Genomic DNA, 20,954 nt, shown 5'->3' on the forward strand with positions numbered 1-20,954 from the left:
GAAAATCAACCGAAAAAAGGTCAACCTATTTCAGTATAATACAAAACACCTGAAATTGAAAAAAAACCTATTACTTCTTTTCATTGTTATCATCTCAAGTAATCTATTCGGGCAAGAAAAAATATTTGGATATTACTCAAGCAATGTTGCTAGTTTAGGTTTCTTCGTTACTAAGATTCAACTGAATGAAAACTATACTTTTGAATATGAATTTAGCGGAGATTTAATTCATGAATCTGGAAAAGGAAAATTTAAAATAATTGATAAAAATGTAATATTGCTCACATTTGACATTGAGCAAGAGGACGAAAAAAATGTTGAGGAATTACTATCTTCTGGAAATCCCCAAATTGAAAACAAAAAGTATAAATACAAAAACGGAAAATTGTTTTCCTTTCATTCAGACGGTCATGTTGTAAAACGAGGAAAGGCAATAAGCCGACATAAAAAATATTTATTTTGGGGAGAAAGATATATGACAAAACGGAGAATTTATCTAAAAAAACAAAACGATTAAAAAAGCCAGTGTACAACACAGTGTATAATTCATTGCTTCTGATTTTCCTCACGGAAAATCCTCGCAACTTTACTATCTTAGTTTCTTAACACGAAAATCCTGCGGATTTTCACGCAACGAAACTATACACAAAACGTTACCCATAAGCTAAACCACCAAAATTTGAGAATCCTACTCCACATTATAATTTTCGTCATCTTAACAATTATCACTCAAATTGGCGGAATTTTATATCTAGTTTCAATCTTGCTTATAAATCGAAATGCAAAAAAAAGACGGATTAAACGGATTGGAATTTTTGTTGGACTCTATTTAATCGCTACATTTTTGATTGTTCCAAATGTTGCCCCGATTTTCGGACGTGAAAAAATAAAAGAAACGCAATTTCTAAAGGCACATTCGATATTCTACAAACTCGCGAATAGAAATTATGTTCGACCAGAACTGAACAAAACTCTCACCCAAGTGGCAACTGAATTTGAAAATCAAAATAGCGGAATTAAAATGGTCTACCTTGATGCAAACTTTCCGTTTATTGATAAATTTCCTCTTTTACCTCATTTGAGCCACAATGATGGAAAGAAAATAGATGTTTCATTAATATATAAAAACTCAAACGGTCAATTAACAAATAAAAAACCTTCAATTAGTGGATATGGAGTTTATGAAAACCCCAAACCTAATGAATATGATCAAAGTGCAGTTTGCAAAAAAAGCGGACATTGGCAATATGACTTTCCCCAATACCTGACTTTAGGGACAATTAACAAGGACATAGACTTTTCAGAAAGTGGAACTCGTAATTTGGCTAATTTAATCTTAAAGCAAAATAGTATAGGCAAAATGTTCATCGAACCGCATTTGAAAACACGACTGAATTTTACTAACGAAAAAGTAAGGTTTCACGGCTGTCAGGCAGTTCGACACGATGACCACATTCATTTCCAATTAAAATAAAAAAAGCCTATGGGTAACACCGTGTATAATTCATTGCTTCCGATTTTCCTCACGGAAAATCCTCGCAATTTTGCTAACTTAGTTTTTTAACCCGAAAATCCTGCGGATTTTCACGCAACAAACTATACACAAACCGTTACCACACATTGAAATGAGAAAAATTCTTGCACTATTTTCACTGATTTTAATACTTAATTGTTCTAACAATAATTCCCAAAAAGATAATCGAAAGTTTGTTTTCAAAGCTAATAGAGAAGCTCCTATCGGCTGGGTTTACTTGGATCTTTATGCCGACAGCTCATTTGACTTAAGATTTAACCGTCGTGGCAAACCCAACTCCGGTAAATATCAATATATTGAGGACACAATCTATTTAAAATATGATTTAAAACAAGATGTTTATCGGTCTAAAGCAATAATAAATAAAAACAATCTATGCTTTATAAATGACTCAATCAGAAAAATTAACAATGTAGAATGTACTGAATTACTCGAAATAACATTAAACAATTTAATAAAACAATAAAACGTGTGGTAACACCGTGTATAATTCATTGCTTCCGATTTTCCAAAAATCTGTTTACCAATTTCTATAAAAAAACAAAACTGTCTTACAAACAACAATACTCCAATAATAACATCAATAACCGTTATTGGAACTACAGACACCCAAAAACCCCTTAAAAACAGGCTATTTTAGACCACAAATGTGGTCAAATCAACTGTTCAAAAAACAAAAAAGAAATTTGTAAGACAATTGTCTTACAATTGTCCTACAAATTGTATTACAAAATTCACCTCGTCTTTTTCAATGGAAAAGGCGGCAAATTTGGAACCTTAATCGGCTTTGATAGCAGGAATTTTTCAAGCTTTTCGAAATCGAATTTTTCCTTTTCCCCATAACCCTTTATAAAATCATAGGTAGAATAGCTATTATCCCTGTCAATGGAAAGAAGACTCTTCAATACTTTATCAAATTCTTTCGAAAGATCCACTGGTACATGGTCCCCGACCTGCTTCAGCGTCTTTATATGGTCATCAAGGTAATCAGTTTCCTTATTGTATTTCTGCGCTTCACGCTTACTGTACATCCATACCAGCAACTGCATAAATTCCTTGGAGCTTAAAAACGTCTGGTTCTCCAGTTCCTTGATCCTTTCCCTTTCTCCTTGGCACACCCTATCCTCCACAACTGAAGTCAATAATTCCCTCAGATATTCGGACAGTCTGACCCCCTTCATTTCTGCACGCTGATTGATTTTATTTTTAAGCGCCCTGGGTATCCTGAAGGTTACGGATTGATCGTCTGTATCGGATTTCGCCATATCACTGATAATTTTATTGTTGTTTATTTTACTAATGCTCTACTGTTGTTTTTCCTGTCGGGACTCCAAAGATATAATCCAAAAGATAGTCGTCCGCCTCCGCCTCTATCTTGGCCTTTAGTGCCTTTATCCGTTCACTCCTGTCCTGCTTGGGGACAACGGTCTCCTGCACCGTGGCCATCCCTTTGTTCAGGTTCTCCATGCCCATCAGCTCCATAATCGCCGGTAGCTCCATTTTTTCGTTTGCCACAGGGGCACTGGATGGGTTCTGCTGTTCAAGGGCCCGAAGTCCAAATCGCCTGTCAACATCCAAACGGTGTTTTTCCAACTGATCATATTGCATCCCGAATGAACCGAGAACCTCCTCAGAAACATCGGGAACCACACTCCTTACATTGGCCTGGAGCCATTCGGCGGCAAAGGTATATCCCTTTAGCTGCTCCCGATACTTTTCTAGAATGAATTCAAACGTGGCCGTATCGAATTTCTCCTTCCACTGTAAAAGTTTCAGGATGTTCCCATCAAGAAGCACGCTTTTCTGAAGCACATGGTAAAGTGATGGACTGTTGTCCTCCAAAAAATAGTTCTTGCCGTTGCCTTCGATAAGGAGAACCTTTCCCCCATATTGGTCAAAATCGATGGTATCGTTTTTCTTTTTGGCCTCTTCTATCATGATACTTGGAATGAACAGTACCGAGGCCTTCATTATGTTTATTCCAAGTTCATAGTTGATCTCTTCAATGGATGTCATATCGCTTTCCTTATTTCTTTATAGCATTGCCGAATAGTCCTCTGGAAGCTCCGCATCGATATCCCTAAGGTATTTCTCAAGGGCTGTCATGGAACTGTGACCTGTTATCTGCATCAGCTTGCTCTTGGCTGCGTGCGGTGAGGAATCTGCCACCAAGGCCCTGTAGAGCTTCGTAATGAAGGTATGCCTGAAACTGTACAGACCATGGTCCTCTCCCAGTCCAAAGGACTCCTTGACCACTTTCTTGAATCGCTTGGTAAAGTAGTTGCGCTTGTTCTCCAAGCTCGTCTCCCATTCGCCCCCTATTCCCTCTGGAGTGAACAGGTAATGCCCTTTATCTTTATTCGATAGGTCGGGAAGGTCACGTAGCAAAAGGTCGGGAATGATCTTGGTCTTCATAGGGCTGTTCTTCGCCTCAAAACTGAGGGTCCTGTGCTTTAGGTCAATATCCCCGACCTTTAGTCTGCACACCTCCAATGGTCTCAGGAAATTGTAGGATATGAACTTAATGAACAAGAGCAGTGTAGGATCTTCCTTTTCCAAGAAATCGAAGATTTCTTCCTGTTGCCCCTTGGAATAGGTTTTGTTGCGCTTTGGTGTGGATTTGAGAACCTTGATCTTGCCCACAAAGTTGGAAGGGACGATATCATTGTCCTCCAAGGTCTGGAATAGGCTGCTTAGGCTTGCCCTGTAGTTGTTCCTGTTTCTTGGCGTAGAGGTCTCCAAAAGGCTCGTCAGAAACGTTAGCACCAGTTTCCTGTCCACCTGTTCGATAAATTCCACTTCTGGATGCTCCTTTTGGAACCATTCATAGAACACCTTGATATGGCTCTTGTATGACCTGAGACTGCTTTCCCTGAGCTGTACCGATTTCAGCGAAAAATCAAAGTCGAGGGCTTCCTTAAAGCCCATCCCCTTTTCCTTGGTGCTTTCCTCTATTTCTACTTCTTTTTCTTTGGGGACAACCTCGGTATTTTCAATGGGCTTTTCTTTTACCACAGCTTGAGGCTCTGCATTCTCTTTCACTTCTCCCTGTTCTGTACCATTATACCTGTCGAGATTGTTCTCATACGGACTGTAGCCTTCTTTGAGAAGTTTTAACAATCGTTGCCTATAGACACTGAGTACCGTCATGCGTTCCTCTTTTGTCCTGTAGCTGTTGGCGACTCCGTAAATGTTCTTTTTGTAGCGCTCGAGCTTTCCCGTTTCTGGATTGCGATAGGAAAAATAGACGTACCATCTTTTCGATAGGTCGCCCTTGGCGGTGTGGATTTTGGGGGTGGAAAATAATTTTTTGGTAGGCAAATCGTGTTCTAAAACGTGTTCATTTTCGTGTTCAAATGTAACCAATTCATTCAAATTTGACATAAAAAAAGCAGTTTAGAGTGAACTAAACTGCTTATCTGGATGATTTCCAATTAGTAGCGGGAACTGGACTCGAACCAGTGACCTTCGGGTTATGAGCCCGACGAGCTACCTACTGCTCTATCCCGCGATATCGTGGTGCAAATATAAGACGTTTTTTGAGAATACAAAGCATATTTTAAAAAATAACTCCCAACAATTTCTTGCCGGGAGCCACACATTTATTACGGACAACTTTTAATCTTCTGGGTCCAAGGTTACTATCACCCCTCTTCCCTCTGTATTTTGCACATCAAAATTTTTCATTTTTGGAAAGTTTTTTTCCAAAGCCGCCAAATCCCCCTTAAAAGCGTTGTTTCCTAAGAGCAAAACTTTCAGGTTTACCAAGCTCGCAAGCTCATTTGGCAAATCTCCATAGAAAGCATTGTTGGCCAAAACTAACTCTTCCAACCCAGCTAACTTACCAATAGACTTTGGAACAATACCTAACATTTTATTATCAAAAACACTCAACACTCTAAGCGAAGCCATTCCTGATATTTCAGTGGGCAATTTTCCGGTTATTTTATTACTACTAATTAAAAGCTCTTTAAGCTTGGCCAACTTTCCTATTGACTTTGGAATGGTCCCTTCAATATCATTATTGTACAGTTCCAGATATTCCAAATTAGCCAAATTTCCTATCTGTCGAGGAATCTCTCCTTCAATTCTATTCATAAACAATTGTAACGACACCAAAGATTTTAGATTTACAATAGAACTTGGCAAAGTCCCATTTAACTCATTAAAAGCCATATTAAGCGTTGTTAAACTTGTTAAGTTCCCAATGGATGAAGGAATTTTTCCCGTAAGATGATTTCTGAAAAAGCTAATTTTTTTCAAGTGGACCAAATCTCCCAGTGCTTCAGGAAGTGTCCCTGTAAGGTTATTGGAATCCAAGTTGAGCCCTACAACCTTATCATCTTCTATAATCACACCGCACCAGGTATATACCGGAGCATTAAGGTTCCATGTTTTAAACCAATTTTCACCTTGGGTAGAAGCATTCAATGCTATTAAGGCTGCTTTTTCTTTGGACGATATTGCGCCAAATGACAATACACTAATTAAACAGAATAGGAAGGATAGTTGGAGTGTTTTCATAACTGTAGATTTGATGCGAGAAAAAATTTACACTAACGAATATAACCTTAATTCGGTGAAATACAAATTTTTTTCGACGAAATACATCGTTACACAAAAAGAACTACAGTACAAACCACTATAAACCAAAATAATGCGCCAGAAACCGCCATTTACATCCCACTTGCTTGAAAGTAAAATATGTCATTATTTTTAACGCTGATTTCCAAAGAGATAGGATTGCAGCATACTTCGCAATCTTCAATTTAGGTTTGATTGGGAATAGACTTGTCTACCACAACAGAAATTTGTTGCCAACAATATGGACATTGAAAGAAATACGTTTCCATGCTGTAAGTTACAGATTTTGAAACGATTTCAACCCCTCTATTTTATATGGATGCCTATTAATTAAAACTATCAAGTTCCTCGTGAATTGTTTCCCAATCCAGCATCAGATTATCCAATTCATCTTTTTTGGCTTGATAATTTTTGAAAAAACCAGGGTCTGCTACTAAAGCATCATAATTTATAGCAAGTTCGGCATCAATAGCCTTAATTTCCTTTTCAAGTTGACTAATTTTAGCTTCAGTATTGCTCAACTTATTGGCTAAGGATTTCATCTTCTTTTGGTCCTCGTAAGATTGTTTATTGGTCTCCCTTGGTTGGTCTTTAACAACATCACGCTTTTCAACGTCCCTTAAACTCTCTACATTACGCTGTTCCAAATAAAAATCGATGTCTCCAAGATATTCCTTGATTCGTTGATCTTTGAACTCATATACTTTGTTAGTCAACCCTTGAAGAAAATCACGGTCGTGAGATACTAAAATCAAAGTCCCTTCAAACTTCTTCAACGCTTCTTTTAAAACGTTCTTGGATTTAATGTCCAAGTGGTTGGTAGGCTCATCCATTACCAACACATTCAAAGGTTGCAGCAACAATTTTGCTAGGGCCAAACGGTTTCGTTCTCCTCCTGAAAGTACTCTCACATATTTATCGACCTCCTCACCTCGGAACAGGAAAGATCCCAAAATATCTCTTACCTTACTTCTATTGGTTTCGTTGGCAGCATCAATCATAGTATCCAAAACGGTTTTATTACCGTCCAAATATTCCGCTTGGTTTTGAGCGAAATACCCTATTTGCACATTATGTCCTAACTTTAAATGACCTTCGTGCTTTATTTCCCCAACAATAATTTTAGCTAAAGTAGATTTACCTTGACCATTCTGGCCAACAAAAGCAGTTTTAGAATCTCTTTCAATACTTAAATCTATGCCATTTAAAACCTGTAAAGAGCCATAATTCTTGGTAATATTTTCGGCTTCAACCACCACTTTACCAGGTGTAATGGACACTGGAAAATTTAAGGTCATTACACTGTTGTCATCTTCATCAACTTCAATACGCTCAATTTTATCCAATTTTTTGATTAAGGATTGCGCCATGGAAGCTTTGGAAGCTTTAGCCCTAAACTTTTCTATAAGTTTTTCGGTTTGCTGAATTTGTTTTTCCTGATTCTTTTGAGATGCCAACTGCTGCTCCTTGATTTCCTTTCTAAGAACCAAGAACTTTGAATAGGGTTTGTTGTAATCGTAAATACGCCCCAAGGATATTTCTATTGTTCTGTTGGTCACATTATCCAAGAACATTTTATCATGCGACACAATCACCACAGCTCCAGAATAGCCCTTTAAAAATCCTTCCAACCAAATAATAGATTCAATATCCAAGTGGTTGGTAGGCTCATCCAATAGCAAAATATCATTGTTTTGAAGTAGCAGTTTGGCCAATTCAATACGCATACGCCACCCACCAGAGAAAGTGTCGGTAAGTTTGTTGAAATCCTCTCTTTTAAAACCTAGACCCTGCAGGATTTTTTCAGTTTCACCTTGATAATTGTAACCTCCCAAGATTTCGTATTGATGCTGAATTTCATTCAAATCAACCATCAATTGGTGATAGCTTTCACTTTCATAATCGGTGCGCTCAGCCATTTCCATGTTGATTTCTTCCAATTTGCGCTCCAAATCCTTAATCTCCTGAAAGGCTTCATAGGACTCTTCCAAAACGGTTCTTCCCAGAATAAAATCAATATCCTGTCTTAAAAAGCCTATGCTTAAATTTTTATCAGAAGCAATTTGCCCAGAATCAGGTTCCATATCTCCGGACAAAATCTTAAGCATTGTAGATTTACCAGCGCCATTTTTACCTATCAAACCAACCCTATCTCCTGGATTGAGTTTAAACGTAATTTCTTCAAATAAATATTCGCCTTGGAACGAAATAGAAAGGTTATGGATATTGAGCATTTAGTGACTTTTGTTACAATTAATATTCCTATAAAACGTAACTTTACAGTTCAATAGAAAACGCAAAAATACACTATAAATCCATGATAAAAAAAGGGACCAAACTGTATAGTATTTTGAAAGGAACTTGTCCAAAGTGTCAAGAAGAATCTATGTACGTAAACAAAAATCCGTACATCATTACTGACACTTTAAAAATTCATGATCATTGCTCCCATTGTGGTACAAAATACAGATTGGAACCATCGTTTTTCTATGGCTCCATGTACGTAAGCTATGCTGTTGGTATTGCCTTTGCCGTTGCTGCGTTTGTGATAAGCTATTTAATTTTAGGAACCTCCTTAAAAACTGCCTTTATCGCCATTGTAGGTACATTGATAGCCTTTTACCCTGTTATTATGCGCTTATCAAGAAATATCTGGATCAATATTTTTATGCATTACGACAAAGAATGGGCTAAGAAGAAAACCGCTTAATGTCGATCTCGGGGTTTAGGGGTTGATTGTTTTCGATGTGTTCATATAGCTGTTCAGCCACATAAGGTGCAATCATAACACCTCTAGTTCCCAACCCATTTAAAATGTACATATTTGGTTGTTCTGGATGTTCCCCTACCAAAGGACGTCTATCCTTTACGGTTGGCCGAATACCTGCCTCCTGATCTATCACAGTGAAGTCGCAATTGATAAGCTCCTTTACTTTATTCACCAATTCTTCACATCCTTCTTTACTAGGTTGATTGGTTTTATCCGTCCAATTATAGGTCGCTCCAACAGTATACAAATCGTCTCCAAGAGGCAAAAGAAACGCTGATCCCTTCAAAATAACATCCAATTTAAGATTAGGAGCCTTAATCGTGATGGTCTCCCCTTTGGTGCCATTTAAAGGCAAGTGTTGGAAATATGGATTCCTCTTTATACCAAATCCTTCGCAGAAGACAATTCTATCAGCTGTATATTCACCATAATAAAATGTGCTGGATTCGACATTAAATAGCTCATGATTGAAGGCTTCAGAAACAAGCCTTCCTTCTTTTGTTAAGTAGTCTTGATAACCATCAATTAAGGCTGTGGTATCCACACGTCCGGTATGCAGTACCTCGCCAAATCCAAAAGGCGCATTGATTACTTCATTATCGTTTTTAACTAAAGAAATAGATAAGAACGGTTCCAAAGCTGGTTTATCTAACGCGGAAAACCATAAATTCTGTTCTTCAATAGAAGCAAACCTTCTAAGAATAGGAATAGGATAATCAACTTGTGTCTTTAAAAGCTCTCCTACGGCTTTATATTTGGGCAAGGCCAATTCCAACTGTTCCCTAGCCATCCAAACCTCTGAAAAGCGTTTTAAAATAACCGGATTGTACAATCCCGCCGCTACCTTGGATGATTGTTGAGATCCATTGTCGAAAACCAGAAAAGATTTATCATGTTGGCGCAATTGCTCACAAAAAGCGATACCAGCCAAACCACAACCTACTATAAAATAATCTACATTCATATTTGCAAAATTACTAGGATTGGAACAATAACTCATACCCAAAAAAGAAAAAGCCCACTAAAAAGTGGGCTTTTCTCTATATTGACAGTGATTTACCTTAGTAAGACCACATATCTTGTTCGAAGTTACGAATCTTCTCTTTGATTCTGTCAGACTCCAACAACTGCATTAAAGCGTTGTCCGCAATATACTCCTTAACTTCTCTGTCTCCATACACGTTTTCTTCCTTGTACATAACGCTGCTAAAACGTCTAGAATTTAACAAGTGATCAAACGAAATTGGTACTGCACTGTTCTTGTTGTTAAACGATTTTGCTTCGTGCAACACATCTCTGGACTCTGGGAAAAATATCCAGAATAATTCAACCAAATCAGGGTTTTCTTCGTCAATAAAGTTAACGTCTGGGCAAACAGGTGCTAATCCTAAAAGACGGTATCTTAATTCTCCTTGACGCTTGTCAAAATACCATAATCCTTTCATACGGTATTCTTTGATATCATAAGAAGAGATTTCTCTTTTTCTGATATACTGTGGATCTACAACCCCTTCAGCATTGTATTGCTCAAAACCAAGGTTTGTAGTATCAATAAGCTTTAATGCTCCGTCAAGATCCTTAAGCGTACGCTTTTCCGTGAAATAAGAGTCTGCATAAATATTTTCAATATTACCATTTTCTACATTCTTCATGATCACATCAAATAAAGAACGTCTGTTACTCCCAATATTATTAGTATCTACAGGGTAGTAAAGCGGGAAGTTGGCACGCTCATCTAAAACGACTCTTTCCCAGGTCATTTTTGAAAACAAAATGTCTCTGTCATCTACATAACCGTACTCTAATGGTCTGTCATGATCCAATGCCAATTGAGCTTCTGTTTTAACTCCTATTTGGTCCGGTGTTTTAGCGTTAAGGATATTTGCCTGAGCAAATGCCCCTGTTGTGGCAACAACTCCTAAAACGGTTAATATAATATTTCTAATCTTCATCTTAAATCTTTTAATGTTTGGGACTTTAAGTCTCTACGTATAAAACGTTTGTTGTCTAACTAAAATTATCTTAGTTTGTTAATTCGATAAATACTGGAGATACCTTTTTCAACTTATAACCGCTATTTCCTGAAATTTTGGCGTCGATATCGAAAATTTGAACTGCATCACCACGTTTTGCCTTACGCAACGCAGCTTTAGCACGGTCATTTAATTTATTTCCTCCAACAGTAATTGTTGGTTGACCTGGAACCTTGAATTTGAAACCTGAAACAGCTAATGGTAAATCGAAATCGAAATCTTCCAACATAGCTCCGATAGAAGAAATTTCCAAACCATTACGTTGCATTGGTACAACTCCAGCTTCACCACGAATAGTTCCGGTTGGAGCAGGAATATCTTTAATACGGAAAGTAGCTTTGTCACTAACTTTAGTTCCATCAGGTAATGTACCAGACACATTGATAGTAACTTCTCTACCTGTCCCAGGATTCATGACATATTTACCCACACCAGAACCTTTACTTAGACCAGGAGCAGAAGCCGATACATTATTGTCAGATACTCCGGCAAAAGAAATTGTCATTGGGTTAGATACACCACGATAAACAACGTTCATCTTATCAGCTGAAATAGTAGCTGAGTTTGGTTTCGGTACAACCGCATAGGTACTCTTTACAGGAATTGAGATGATAGAGTCACCTTCTTTAAATTGGAACTCTCCTTCAATAGTTTGCTCACCAACATTACCAGCAGCGAACTTCAACATAGTTTGTCCAGCTTGCATAGCTTCAGCAGGTAATTCTTTACCATTGATAATTACTTTATCAGCTCTTAACGTTTTGTCATTTTTACCTAAAATGATTCTACCTGTAAACTCTTCTCCTGAGAAGAAAGCAGTTTTGTCCGGTACAACGATAGCGTCAAAGTTTGTTAAAGATGCTTCCACTTTAAGTTGCTCACCCAACATAGATTGCAATACTTCAGTTTCAGTAGTTTTAACGTCAGCTTGCATTTGAGTTAACTTTGTTAAAGAAGCAACCAATGGGAATCCTTTATAGTTATGGCTTAACCATTCTACAGTTCCAGCACCTCTTTTTACATCGTCAGTAGCAAATTTTGCCTTTACAGCTGGTGCCATAGAAGCTGTAGTAGGATTGCTTTCCAAAATTGCAACTACTCCATCTCTAAATTTAGCGATTTCAGCCTTAAAGGTCTGTCCATCATCTTTTAGTTTATCTCCTTTAAACCAAAGGTTATCCAAATAATCACCTTTGTCCATAGACTCATACTGAGTAGGATCTTCCAACTTAGCGGTCATATCAGTTTTAAGGCTTGCGATATAAGAATCTAAACCAGTAGCCAATTGATCAATTTGATCAGCAGCATCCTTTAATGGTTTGTATTTAGCTGGTTGCTCATCAACCTTAGCTGCCAAACCATTCATAAACTGAGTGTTTCTTTCAGTAGAAGCCTCATTGGATTCGGTCAATTTTTCATTCATCAAACCGAAAGCCGAAAGTACTTCTTTTGACATATTCAATGCTAACATCGCAATGAAGATCAAATACATCAAGTTAATCATTTTCTGCCTTGCAGATAATTTTCCTCCTGCCATTTCTAATTAGTTTTTTGTGTTGTTAATTGTTTAAATTTCAGACTAAAAAACCTAATTAGTTTTTGTTCATAGCAGATAGCATTCCACCGTAAACACCGTTAAGTGTAGACAAGTTAGATGCCAAAGATTGCATTTGTTCTTTAAGTTTAGCTGCGTTTTCTACTGCTTCTTCATTAATTGAAGCTTGACGTGATGCACTTTCTAACTGTACTTTATAAAGACTATTTAAAGACTCCATTTGAGCAGCTGCTTGAGATAATTCCTCACCATACTTTTTAGTAGCAGCGATAGAATCTACTGTAGGGCTGATTCCTTTTGCAGCACCTTCGAAGTTTTTGATGCTGTTTCCTAAACTTGCCATCAATTCACCATCAATTTTAGCTTCTTTCAACAAGTTGTCTAATTTTTTAGATAAAAGACCTTCAGCGTCTTTAGGCTCTTCTTTCTTAGCTTTTGGAGCTGACTTACCTCCAGCTAATTCTGGGTAAACCAAAGACCAATCCAATTCATCGTCTACTGGTTCGAACGCGGAAATCGCGAAAATAATTGCTTCAGATACAAGACCAATAGTTAACATAACATTACCTGTAAGTGGTCCTAATTCGAAGTGAGTAATCTTAAAAAGTGCTCCAATGATTACGATTGATGCTCCTAATCCGTAAGCCATGTTCATAAAACGCTTACCTGCTTTTGACTGTGCCATAATTTTTTTGTTTTTTAGTTTAAGTTAATTGTATTATTACTTAAGTAGGTTAATAGATAGTTTTATTTTTAATGTGAATTTTTAGTCACTTCAGTTCCCATATAATCCTGAACAGTTCTGAAACCGATGTAACTTCTAGCTGAATCTGCATACTCATAGTCTCTTGAACTTACTTGTAAGAAATACGCAACATCTTTCCAAGAACCACCCCGAACAACTTTACGTTCGTTAGCAGCATCGTTTACATTAGGATTAATAGTTGACAAATACTCGTATGATGCTGGATCATATGAACCTTGAACCCATTCAGAAACGTTACCTGCCATATTATATAAGTTATAATCGTTAGGCTCATATGCATCAGCTTCTACAGTATACAAAGCTTGGTCTGCTGCATAATCTCCACGTAGCGGTTTGAAGTTTGCCATAAAGCACCCTCTATCATTTTTGGTATAAGGACCTCCCCATGGGAAAGTAGCTCCTTGAAGACCACCTCTAGCAGCGTACTCCCATTCAGCCTCTGAAGGTAACCTGAAAGAATTAACATGAGCTCTCCCTCTAGATTTTTGATAACCATTCTTATAAATAGTACGCCATTGACAGAATGCATTAGCTTGTTTCCAAGAAACACCTACTACTGGATATGCTCCATAAGCGTCATGCCAAAAATAGTCATTGTGCATTGGTTCGTTGTAAGAGTAAGCAAAATCGCGAATCCAAGCGGTGGTATCCGGATATACAGCTACTTCATCAGTAATCAACACATCTTTTCTTCTAAGGTTTCTGTTTTTTGCAGCCTTTTCGATATCCATATAGGTGTATTGGAACTTAAATTTACTTACATCCCAAGTACGCTGTCCATTATAGGACTCCTCTATAGGCAAATACATGGTATCCATTACTTCTGCATAATATTCATCCGGATAGTCATTGGTATCAAAAATAAGATCGACATCTTTGTTTAGTTTTCTACCTTCATATCCTGTTGGACCTAAACCACTATAGTTATCCAACATGTACTTTTCGTACACACTCATGTTGGCTGTATCTGCATCCTTGAACGCAAACTCTCCAACACCTCCATCGTCCGGTGTCTTTCCGATTTCATCGGCCAAGATTGCCAACTTAGTTCTCACAATTGAATCACGTACCCAATTCACGAACTGACGATACTCACTATTAGTGATTTCAGTTTCGTCCATATAAAACGCCCTTACGGTTACCGTTTTAGTTGGTGCATCTTGAACACCAGCAAGATCATCATCCGATTTACCCATAATAAATGCTCCTCCCGGAACAAGGGTCATACCATAAGGTTTTTCAGGATGCCATTTCTTTCCTTTAACTCCTACCAGTTCTCCTCTGTCACCAGAGCTACAACTGTGTAATAGAGCTAATACAGCGGTTAATAAAGCAAACTTCTTCATATTCATAGAAACTCGAGGTTAAATTATTTAGTTGTAATTATCTTTTTTTTCAAAAAAACACTGAGCGTATTTTTTTAAAGGCTGTAAACATATCTATATATTTTCAAAAAAACAATTTTTTTTTGATTTTTTTTGCATTTCATCCTGTAAACTTTGCATTTCATCGATGATATACTGTTAAAGAAATCAAAAAAAGTAAAGATACTAAAAACTATTCTTTTTGTAGGCTTTATACCATCTTTCAGGGATTTTGCCTTGTGTAGCCTCCACATAATCTTCGTACATGCAAGGTAATAACGTATGCTTTTTCAATTTATTATTAACATTTGGTAAAAAAGGTATTTCAATCCACCATCTTCCAGTTTTAATACTTTTAAAAAATATCAGCTCATCATCTTCAATTAACACATTGTATTTCTGATAATTAGCATCACTTTTAAAATCATCATCCTTTACCCTGCAGTTTACACCTTCGATGAAATACCATATCATTTGCGCAACCAACATCGCCGTTACCCCATCTTCCCTAGATGGCTTAAACTCGTATATCCCAAAAGACGACACCTTATTACTGATACCTGCATATCTAGCTACTGCACAAATTTCCTTCCCATCCAAACCGTTTGGAGAATAACGTTGACTTGAGCTAAGTTCTGAGGCTTTCACCGATTTTAAATCTACACTTACTATATGCGCATCTCTCATAACCGGTTCTACCAAACTAATGCTATTGGATACTTCTCCTAATCTGTAAGCTTCAAAATAGAGCTTTTCCATCAAGTCTATTTCCTCCTGCGAATTAAAATAGGTTTGATAGCCTACAGCAGAATAGTTAAATAGATTGAAGGGCTCTTCTAAAATGATCTTTCCAAGAAAGCTATTGTTCTTAATAGGAAGGGATGCATCGCCCAAATCAAAATTACTATCAACATTTACAATGTTGATCATAGGCGCTATGGTATCATATGCCCTGTAATTGGCATACGTTAAGTCTTGACTCCCCCCTAATATTATAGGTATGATTTGTTTTTCCAACAAACTACCTATAGTAGTTCTAAGAGCGAAATAAGTATCTTCAACACTTTCTCCTGGGAGCATATCCCCTAAATCGGCCATGGTAGTGTACCAATTTCCAGGGAACAGACTATACAAAGAAGTTCTAATAGAATCAAAAGCAACAATTTCCCCCATGTAATTGACATCATTTCGGTTTTCATGCACACCTATGATAGCCATCTGCACTCCTTCTAAATCTGGAATTCCGTGTTGTTTTGAGTGAACCCTAATTTTTTTTCCTAGTGCTTGTTGCGATAATAGTTCGCTATGGGCTAGCACAGCATCGGATATGGGGGTTAAAAAACTAAAGCTCATTTATGGTACTCCTATTACTTCTTTTTGGTTGCCGTTTTTTTTCTTGTCGTTTTTTTCTTTGGAGCGTTCTTCTCAATGATAGCCTTGGCTTCATCCAAAGTCATTTTAGAAACGTCTTCCGTTTTAGGCAATTCAACTTTTACTTTGCCCTTTATAACATTATGCCTACCCCATCTGGCCTTCTCCACTCTAATGCCTTCTTCTTTCCAGTCATGGATAAGCTTATCTTTCTCCTTTTGAATTTTATCTTCAATAAGTTCTATAATGTCTGATTGAGAAAGATTGTCCCAATCATACTTTTTATTGACATTAATAAACATATTGTTCCATTTTATATATGGTCCAAATCTACCTTTACCTTTTTGCACAGGTAAATCTTGATACATATATATAGGAGCGTCTGCCTTTTGTTTTTCCTTGATTAATACAATTGCATCTTCCAACTCTACACTCAAAGGATCCATTCCCTGCGGCAAGGATACGAAAGAATTTCCAAATTTCACATAGGGACCGAAACGTCCGTTATTAACTTCTATAACTTCTCCCTCAAATTCCCCTAAAGTTTTCGGCAATTGGAACAAGTCCATAGCCTCTTCAAATGAGATGGAACTCAACTGCTGATCTGGCGCTAAACTAGCAAATTGTGGCTTTTCTTCATCATCAACCGTCCCAATCTGTACCATAGGCCCAAATTTACCCAAGCGCACACTTACTTGTTTTCCCGTTTTAGGATCAACTCCCAAAATACGTTCTCCAGATTCTCTTTCGGCATTTTCCTCTACATCTTTTACCTGAGGATGAAAATCTTTATAGAAGTCCTTCATCATTTTGGACCAATCTACTTTACCCTCGGCAATCTCGTCAAAGTCCTCTTCTACTTTTGCCGTAAAATTGTAATCCAAAATCGTCTCAAAATGATTCACCAAGAAATCGGTAACAATCATCCCTATATCGGTAGGAACTAATTTCCCTTTATCAGAACCTACTTTTTCAGTAAGCTCTTTTTCTTTCACCGAACCGTTCTGAAGTTTCAATTGACTGTAAGGACGCTCTACTCCGTCAACATTCCCCTTTTCAACATAATTTCTATTTTGAATGGTAGAAATGGTTGGCGCATAGGTAGACGGTCTTCCAATTCCCAATTCTTCCAATTGCTTCACCAATGAAGCCTCGGTATAACGGGCTGGCGGTCTTGTATAACGTTCGGTTGCGGTTATATAATTATTAAGGAGTGTTTCATTCACCTTAACTGCTGGCAACATTCCTTCTTGTTCAATATCTTCATCATCGGTTCCTTCCAAATACACCTTCAGGAATCCATCAAAAGTAATCACCTCTCCATTTGCGGTAAACACATTACTATCGGTAGACGAACTAATCTTTACATTGGTACGTTCCAATTTAGCTTCACTCATTTGGGAAGCAATAGCGCGTTTCCAAATTAAATCGTACAAACGATCTTGATCTCTATCTACACTAATGGAATGACGTGAAAAATCGGTAGGACGAATGGCCTCGTGAGCTTCCTGCGCTCCTTTAGCCTTTCCTTTATAGTTTCGTGGCTGACTGTAATCTGATCCGTAAGCTGAATTAATTTCGGCTTGGGCTCCTGCTCTTGCCTCATCAGATAGATTCACACTATCCGTTCTCATATAAGTAATCAATCCAGATTCATACAGGCGCTGTGCCAAGGTCATGGTTTTACTTACCGAAAAATACAATTTACGAGCAGCTTCCTGTTGTAGAGTAGACGTGGTAAATGGTGCTGCAGGTGATTTCTTCGCCGGCTTTTTCTCTAAATCAGCTACTTTAAACTCTGCTTTGGCATTGGCTTCCAAAAAGGCATAGGCCTCTTCTTTTGTACTGAAGTTCTTCGGAAGTTTCGCCTTGAACACTTGGCCATCTTCATTTGAAAACTCGGCATCTATTCTAAAAGACGCTTCCGCAGTAAAGTTTTGGATTTCACGTTCACGCTCCACAATCAATCGAACAGAGACAGATTGCACCCGTCCTGCCGATAGACCTCCCTTCACCTTTCTCCACAATACTGGAGACAACTCATAACCAACAATTCTATCCAACACACGACGCGCCTGTTGCGCATCTACCAAATCATAATCTATCCCTCTCGGGTTTTCAATTGCTTTTTGGATAGCCGTCTTTGTGATCTCGTGGAATACGATACGCTTGGTCTTGGCTTTATCCAATTTTAAAGTCTCAGCAAGGTGCCATGCAATCGCTTCTCCTTCACGGTCCTCATCACTTGCTAACCATATGGTTTCTGCTTTACCTGCTAAGTTCTTTAGTTTTTTAACAACTTCTCTCTTGTCCTTGGAAACTAGATATTTTGGCTTAAAATCTCCATCAACATCTACCCCCAATTCTTTTGAAGGCAAATCTGCAATATGTCCAAAACTAGACTCCACCTTAAAATCCTTTCCAAGGAATTTTTCGATGGTTTTTGCCTTCGCTGGGGACTCAACTATTACTAAATTCTTTGCCATTTTTCTTATTTTAAGGCTACAAATGTATACCAAAAAAAATATATCCTCCTAATTTAATATTTTTTAACCCTCAGATATTGTGCAATTTTTATCGATTAACAAAAAAAGCCTGAAAAAATTCAGACTTTTACAACTATAATTAAAATGAATAGAAATGAGCTATTCCAAAGGTAATTCGTAAGGTTCAAAACCAACACTGTCCTTATATATATAGTATACCGGCAAGTAAGAAAACGATGCTGTTATCAAAAGTCCAACCCCACAAAGAACAAGCCCAATAACTTCAGCAAACAATCCCGAAATTACTATCAAGCCAAAAGTGATAAGCCACTTCCTATTTCCCAAATCAAAACTTGACTTCACGATGTCGCCAACAGCCAATTCTGGATTAAAGGCAAAAATCACATTCATTAAACTTATGGGCACTATAACGTATAATATAGGTAATACGCACAACATTGCAGCCAACAGAGAAATCCCGTAACTGATCAACGCCAACTTAACCACCTTTACCAAATAAGGCTTCTTCAAATAATAGAAGTAATCATCCTTTTCCACCAAACCAAGATCCTTCGCCTTGCAAATTCGGTAAAAGGATGCCTTAAGCCCAAAAGCAATGACCATGGCAAAAAAAGTAAAAACCAACATAAACACCACAAAAGGAATCATCAAGAATGGATTTACATTATTATCCTGTAAAGCTTCCGGATTCCAAATACCCATAGCCACCATTGGCAAATACATTATAATGTAGAATGGCGCCAACATGGCAATAGTTATCAAAATCATGATAAGACCTTGTACCCAAACTTTTTTAAAAAGCTCGATACAATTATTGAAGATAGTGCCAAAATCCAATGGTTTGGCAGCATTAATTTTGGATTGAAGTTCTGAAAAAGTCATATTTAATTAATTGGTTACCTGTTAAAAATAAGCCATATTATTAACATATTAAAATCAACAATAACACTGCCATCTTGTCATAGATAACAAATAAATCGTATCTTTGCACACTTATTGAACACGGAACGCTTCAGTATTATATATGGAAAAGATTATAGAAGAGAACAAGCAGGGCCAAAGCCTTGTTTTAGAACAAAAGGAAGGTAACCAGCGAAAACTGTTTATTGAAAGTTATGGTTGCCAAATGAATTTTAGCGACAGTGAAATTGTAGCCTCGATTCTTTCTGAAAACGGATTTAACACCACCCAAAACCTTGAAGATGCCGATTTGGTTTTGGTGAATACTTGCTCCATTAGAGACAAAGCAGAACAAACGGTACGTAAACGTTTGGAAAAATATAATGCCGTAAAAAAAATCAACCCCAACATGAAAGTTGGTGTGTTGGGATGTATGGCAGAACGTTTGAAAAGTAAATTCTTAGAGGAAGAAAAAATTGTAGACCTTGTTGTAGGTCCAGATGCCTACAAAGATCTCCCTAACCTTGTTGCCGAAGTGGACGAAGGAAGGAATGCCGTAAACGTGATTCTTTCCAAAGAAGAAACCTATGGCGACATTTCTCCTGTGCGTTTAAACTCCAACGGTGTTACCGCTTTTGTATCCATCACAAGAGGTTGCGACAATATGTGTACCTTCTGTGTCGTTCCTTTTACACGTGGTCGTGAGCGCAGTCGTGATCCACAGAGTATTATGGAAGAAATCAATGATCTTTGGAGCAAAGGCTATAAAGAAGTGACCCTTTTAGGTCAAAACGTAGACAGCTACCTTTGGTATGGCGGCGGACTTAAAAAAGATTTCGAAAAGGCCTCAGACATGCAAAAAGCTACGGCAGTTAACTTTGCAAACCTTTTGGAAATATGTGCCACTGCGCTACCAAAAATGCGCTTCCGTTTTTCAACATCCAACCCTCAAGACATGACTTTGGATGTGATTGAAGCCATGGCAAAACACAATAACATCTGTAATTACATCCATTTACCTATACAGAGCGGAAGTAACCGTATTTTAAAGGAAATGAACCGTCAGCATACACGTGAAGAGTATTTTGACTTGATTGACAATATCAAAAGACTCATTCCAGACTGCGCCATTTCTCAAGATATGATTTCTGGTTTCCCAACCGAAACTGAAGAAGACCACCAAGACACATTAAGCTTGATGGAATATGTAAAATACGACTTCGGATTTATGTTTGCTTATTCTGAAAGACCAGGAACTTTGGCAGAGCGTAAAATGGAAGATGATGTTCCTGAAGAGACCAAAAAACGTCGTTTGGAAGAAATCATAGTACTACAACAAAAACATGCCTTGTACCGCACCGAGCAACATCTTGGTAAAGTTGAAGAAGTGTTGATTGAAAAAGAATCTAAAAGATCTGACGCCCATTGGTCTGGAAGAAACAGCCAGAACACCGTGGTGGTATTCCCTAAGGAAAACTACAAAGTGGGAGATTTTGTAAATGTGAAGATTACTGAATGTACTTCAGCAACTTTAATTGGAGAAGCTGTAGGATATTCAGAGAATAATTAG

General features: G+C 37.6%; 19 protein-coding genes and 1 tRNA gene. 5 read left to right on the top strand and 15 right to left on the bottom strand.

What is annotated here, in order from left to right; genetic code table 11:
* The 3 genes from BKM32_RS00685 to BKM32_RS00695 all read left to right on the top strand — a co-directional run.
* A partial coding sequence (locus BKM32_RS00685) for a hypothetical protein (protein WP_216349591.1) occupies positions 1-517 on the top strand: 517 nt, incomplete at its 5' end.
* Between the two features lie 162 nt (positions 518-679).
* Positions 680-1,474, top strand: coding sequence for a hypothetical protein (locus tag BKM32_RS00690; RefSeq protein ID WP_076662123.1), 795 nt, complete (start codon positions 680-682; stop codon positions 1,472-1,474).
* 151 nt (positions 1,475-1,625) lie between these two features.
* Positions 1,626-2,000 (top strand): hypothetical protein, encoded by a 375-nt coding sequence (locus tag BKM32_RS00695; protein WP_076662125.1) that lies wholly within the window; start codon positions 1,626-1,628, stop codon positions 1,998-2,000.
* A 268-nt stretch (positions 2,001-2,268) separates the two neighbouring features.
* On the opposite strand, the gene BKM32_RS00700 is transcribed toward BKM32_RS00695, so the two are convergent.
* The 7 genes from BKM32_RS00700 to BKM32_RS00730 form a co-directional block, all read right to left on the bottom strand.
* Complete coding sequence (locus BKM32_RS00700) at positions 2,269-2,799, bottom strand: hypothetical protein (protein ID WP_076662127.1); 531 nt, start codon at positions 2,797-2,799, stop codon at positions 2,269-2,271.
* Positions 2,800-2,830: 31 nt separating this feature from the next.
* Positions 2,831-3,550, bottom strand: coding sequence for a hypothetical protein (locus tag BKM32_RS00705; protein WP_076662128.1), 720 nt, complete (start codon positions 3,548-3,550; stop codon positions 2,831-2,833).
* Between the two features lie 18 nt (positions 3,551-3,568).
* A complete protein-coding gene (locus tag BKM32_RS00710) occupies positions 3,569-4,918 on the bottom strand; it encodes a site-specific integrase (protein WP_076662129.1) in 1,350 nt (449 codons plus the stop codon).
* 54 nt (positions 4,919-4,972) lie between these two features.
* Positions 4,973-5,045 (bottom strand) — tRNA-Met (locus BKM32_RS00715).
* A gap of 107 nt (positions 5,046-5,152) precedes the next feature.
* Positions 5,153-6,058: a hypothetical protein gene (locus BKM32_RS00720; RefSeq protein ID WP_076662130.1), complete on the bottom strand. Its 906-nt coding sequence runs from the start codon at positions 6,056-6,058 to the stop codon at positions 5,153-5,155.
* Positions 6,059-6,210: 152 nt separating this feature from the next.
* A complete protein-coding gene (locus tag BKM32_RS16645) occupies positions 6,211-6,303 on the bottom strand; it encodes a CPXCG motif-containing cysteine-rich protein (protein ID WP_305791414.1) in 93 nt (30 codons plus the stop codon).
* A 141-nt stretch (positions 6,304-6,444) separates the two neighbouring features.
* The gene (locus BKM32_RS00730; RefSeq protein WP_076662131.1) at positions 6,445-8,352 is read right to left on the bottom strand and encodes an ABC-F family ATP-binding cassette domain-containing protein; all 1,908 of its coding nucleotides are present in this window, start codon (positions 8,350-8,352) and stop codon (positions 6,445-6,447) included.
* Between the two features lie 83 nt (positions 8,353-8,435).
* Here BKM32_RS00730 and BKM32_RS00735 point away from each other — a divergent pair, with 83 nt between their 5' ends.
* Positions 8,436-8,828, top strand: coding sequence for a DUF983 domain-containing protein (locus tag BKM32_RS00735; protein ID WP_076662132.1), 393 nt, complete (start codon positions 8,436-8,438; stop codon positions 8,826-8,828).
* On the opposite strand, the gene BKM32_RS00740 is transcribed toward BKM32_RS00735, so the two are convergent.
* The 8 genes from BKM32_RS00740 to BKM32_RS00775 all read right to left on the bottom strand — a co-directional run bounded on the left by BKM32_RS00740 (position 8,809) and on the right by BKM32_RS00775 (position 19,366).
* Positions 8,809-9,852, bottom strand: coding sequence for an FAD-binding oxidoreductase (locus BKM32_RS00740; protein WP_076663002.1), 1,044 nt, complete (start codon positions 9,850-9,852; stop codon positions 8,809-8,811). The two genes, BKM32_RS00735 and BKM32_RS00740, sit on opposite strands and share 20 nt — an antisense overlap.
* A gap of 97 nt (positions 9,853-9,949) precedes the next feature.
* Complete coding sequence (gldN, locus tag BKM32_RS00745) at positions 9,950-10,840, bottom strand: gliding motility protein GldN (RefSeq protein WP_076662133.1); 891 nt, start codon at positions 10,838-10,840, stop codon at positions 9,950-9,952.
* A 70-nt stretch (positions 10,841-10,910) separates the two neighbouring features.
* Complete coding sequence (gene gldM / locus BKM32_RS00750) at positions 10,911-12,458, bottom strand: gliding motility protein GldM (protein ID WP_053975921.1); 1,548 nt, start codon at positions 12,456-12,458, stop codon at positions 10,911-10,913.
* A 55-nt stretch (positions 12,459-12,513) separates the two neighbouring features.
* Positions 12,514-13,161, bottom strand: a complete 648-nt coding sequence (gldL, locus tag BKM32_RS00755) for a gliding motility protein GldL (protein WP_053975922.1) — start codon at positions 13,159-13,161, stop codon at positions 12,514-12,516.
* Positions 13,162-13,229: 68 nt separating this feature from the next.
* Positions 13,230-14,594 (bottom strand): gliding motility lipoprotein GldK, encoded by a 1,365-nt coding sequence (gene gldK / locus BKM32_RS00760; protein ID WP_082331909.1) that lies wholly within the window; start codon positions 14,592-14,594, stop codon positions 13,230-13,232.
* Between the two features lie 198 nt (positions 14,595-14,792).
* A complete protein-coding gene (locus BKM32_RS00765) occupies positions 14,793-15,959 on the bottom strand; it encodes a formimidoylglutamase (protein ID WP_076662134.1) in 1,167 nt (388 codons plus the stop codon).
* Positions 15,960-15,973: 14 nt separating this feature from the next.
* Positions 15,974-18,463: a type I DNA topoisomerase gene (gene topA, locus BKM32_RS00770; RefSeq protein WP_076662135.1), complete on the bottom strand. Its 2,490-nt coding sequence runs from the start codon at positions 18,461-18,463 to the stop codon at positions 15,974-15,976.
* 159 nt (positions 18,464-18,622) lie between these two features.
* Positions 18,623-19,366, bottom strand: a complete 744-nt coding sequence (locus tag BKM32_RS00775; RefSeq protein WP_076662136.1) for a hypothetical protein — start codon at positions 19,364-19,366, stop codon at positions 18,623-18,625.
* Between the two features lie 142 nt (positions 19,367-19,508).
* On the opposite strand from BKM32_RS00775, the gene miaB reads away from it, so the two are divergent.
* The gene (gene miaB, locus BKM32_RS00780) at positions 19,509-20,954 is read left to right on the top strand and encodes a tRNA (N6-isopentenyl adenosine(37)-C2)-methylthiotransferase MiaB (protein ID WP_076662137.1); all 1,446 of its coding nucleotides are present in this window, start codon (positions 19,509-19,511) and stop codon (positions 20,952-20,954) included.

It is taken from the genome of Mangrovimonas sp. DI 80 (genome assembly GCF_001975575.1).
Taxonomy (GTDB): domain Bacteria; phylum Bacteroidota; class Bacteroidia; order Flavobacteriales; family Flavobacteriaceae; genus Mangrovimonas_A; species Mangrovimonas_A xylaniphaga.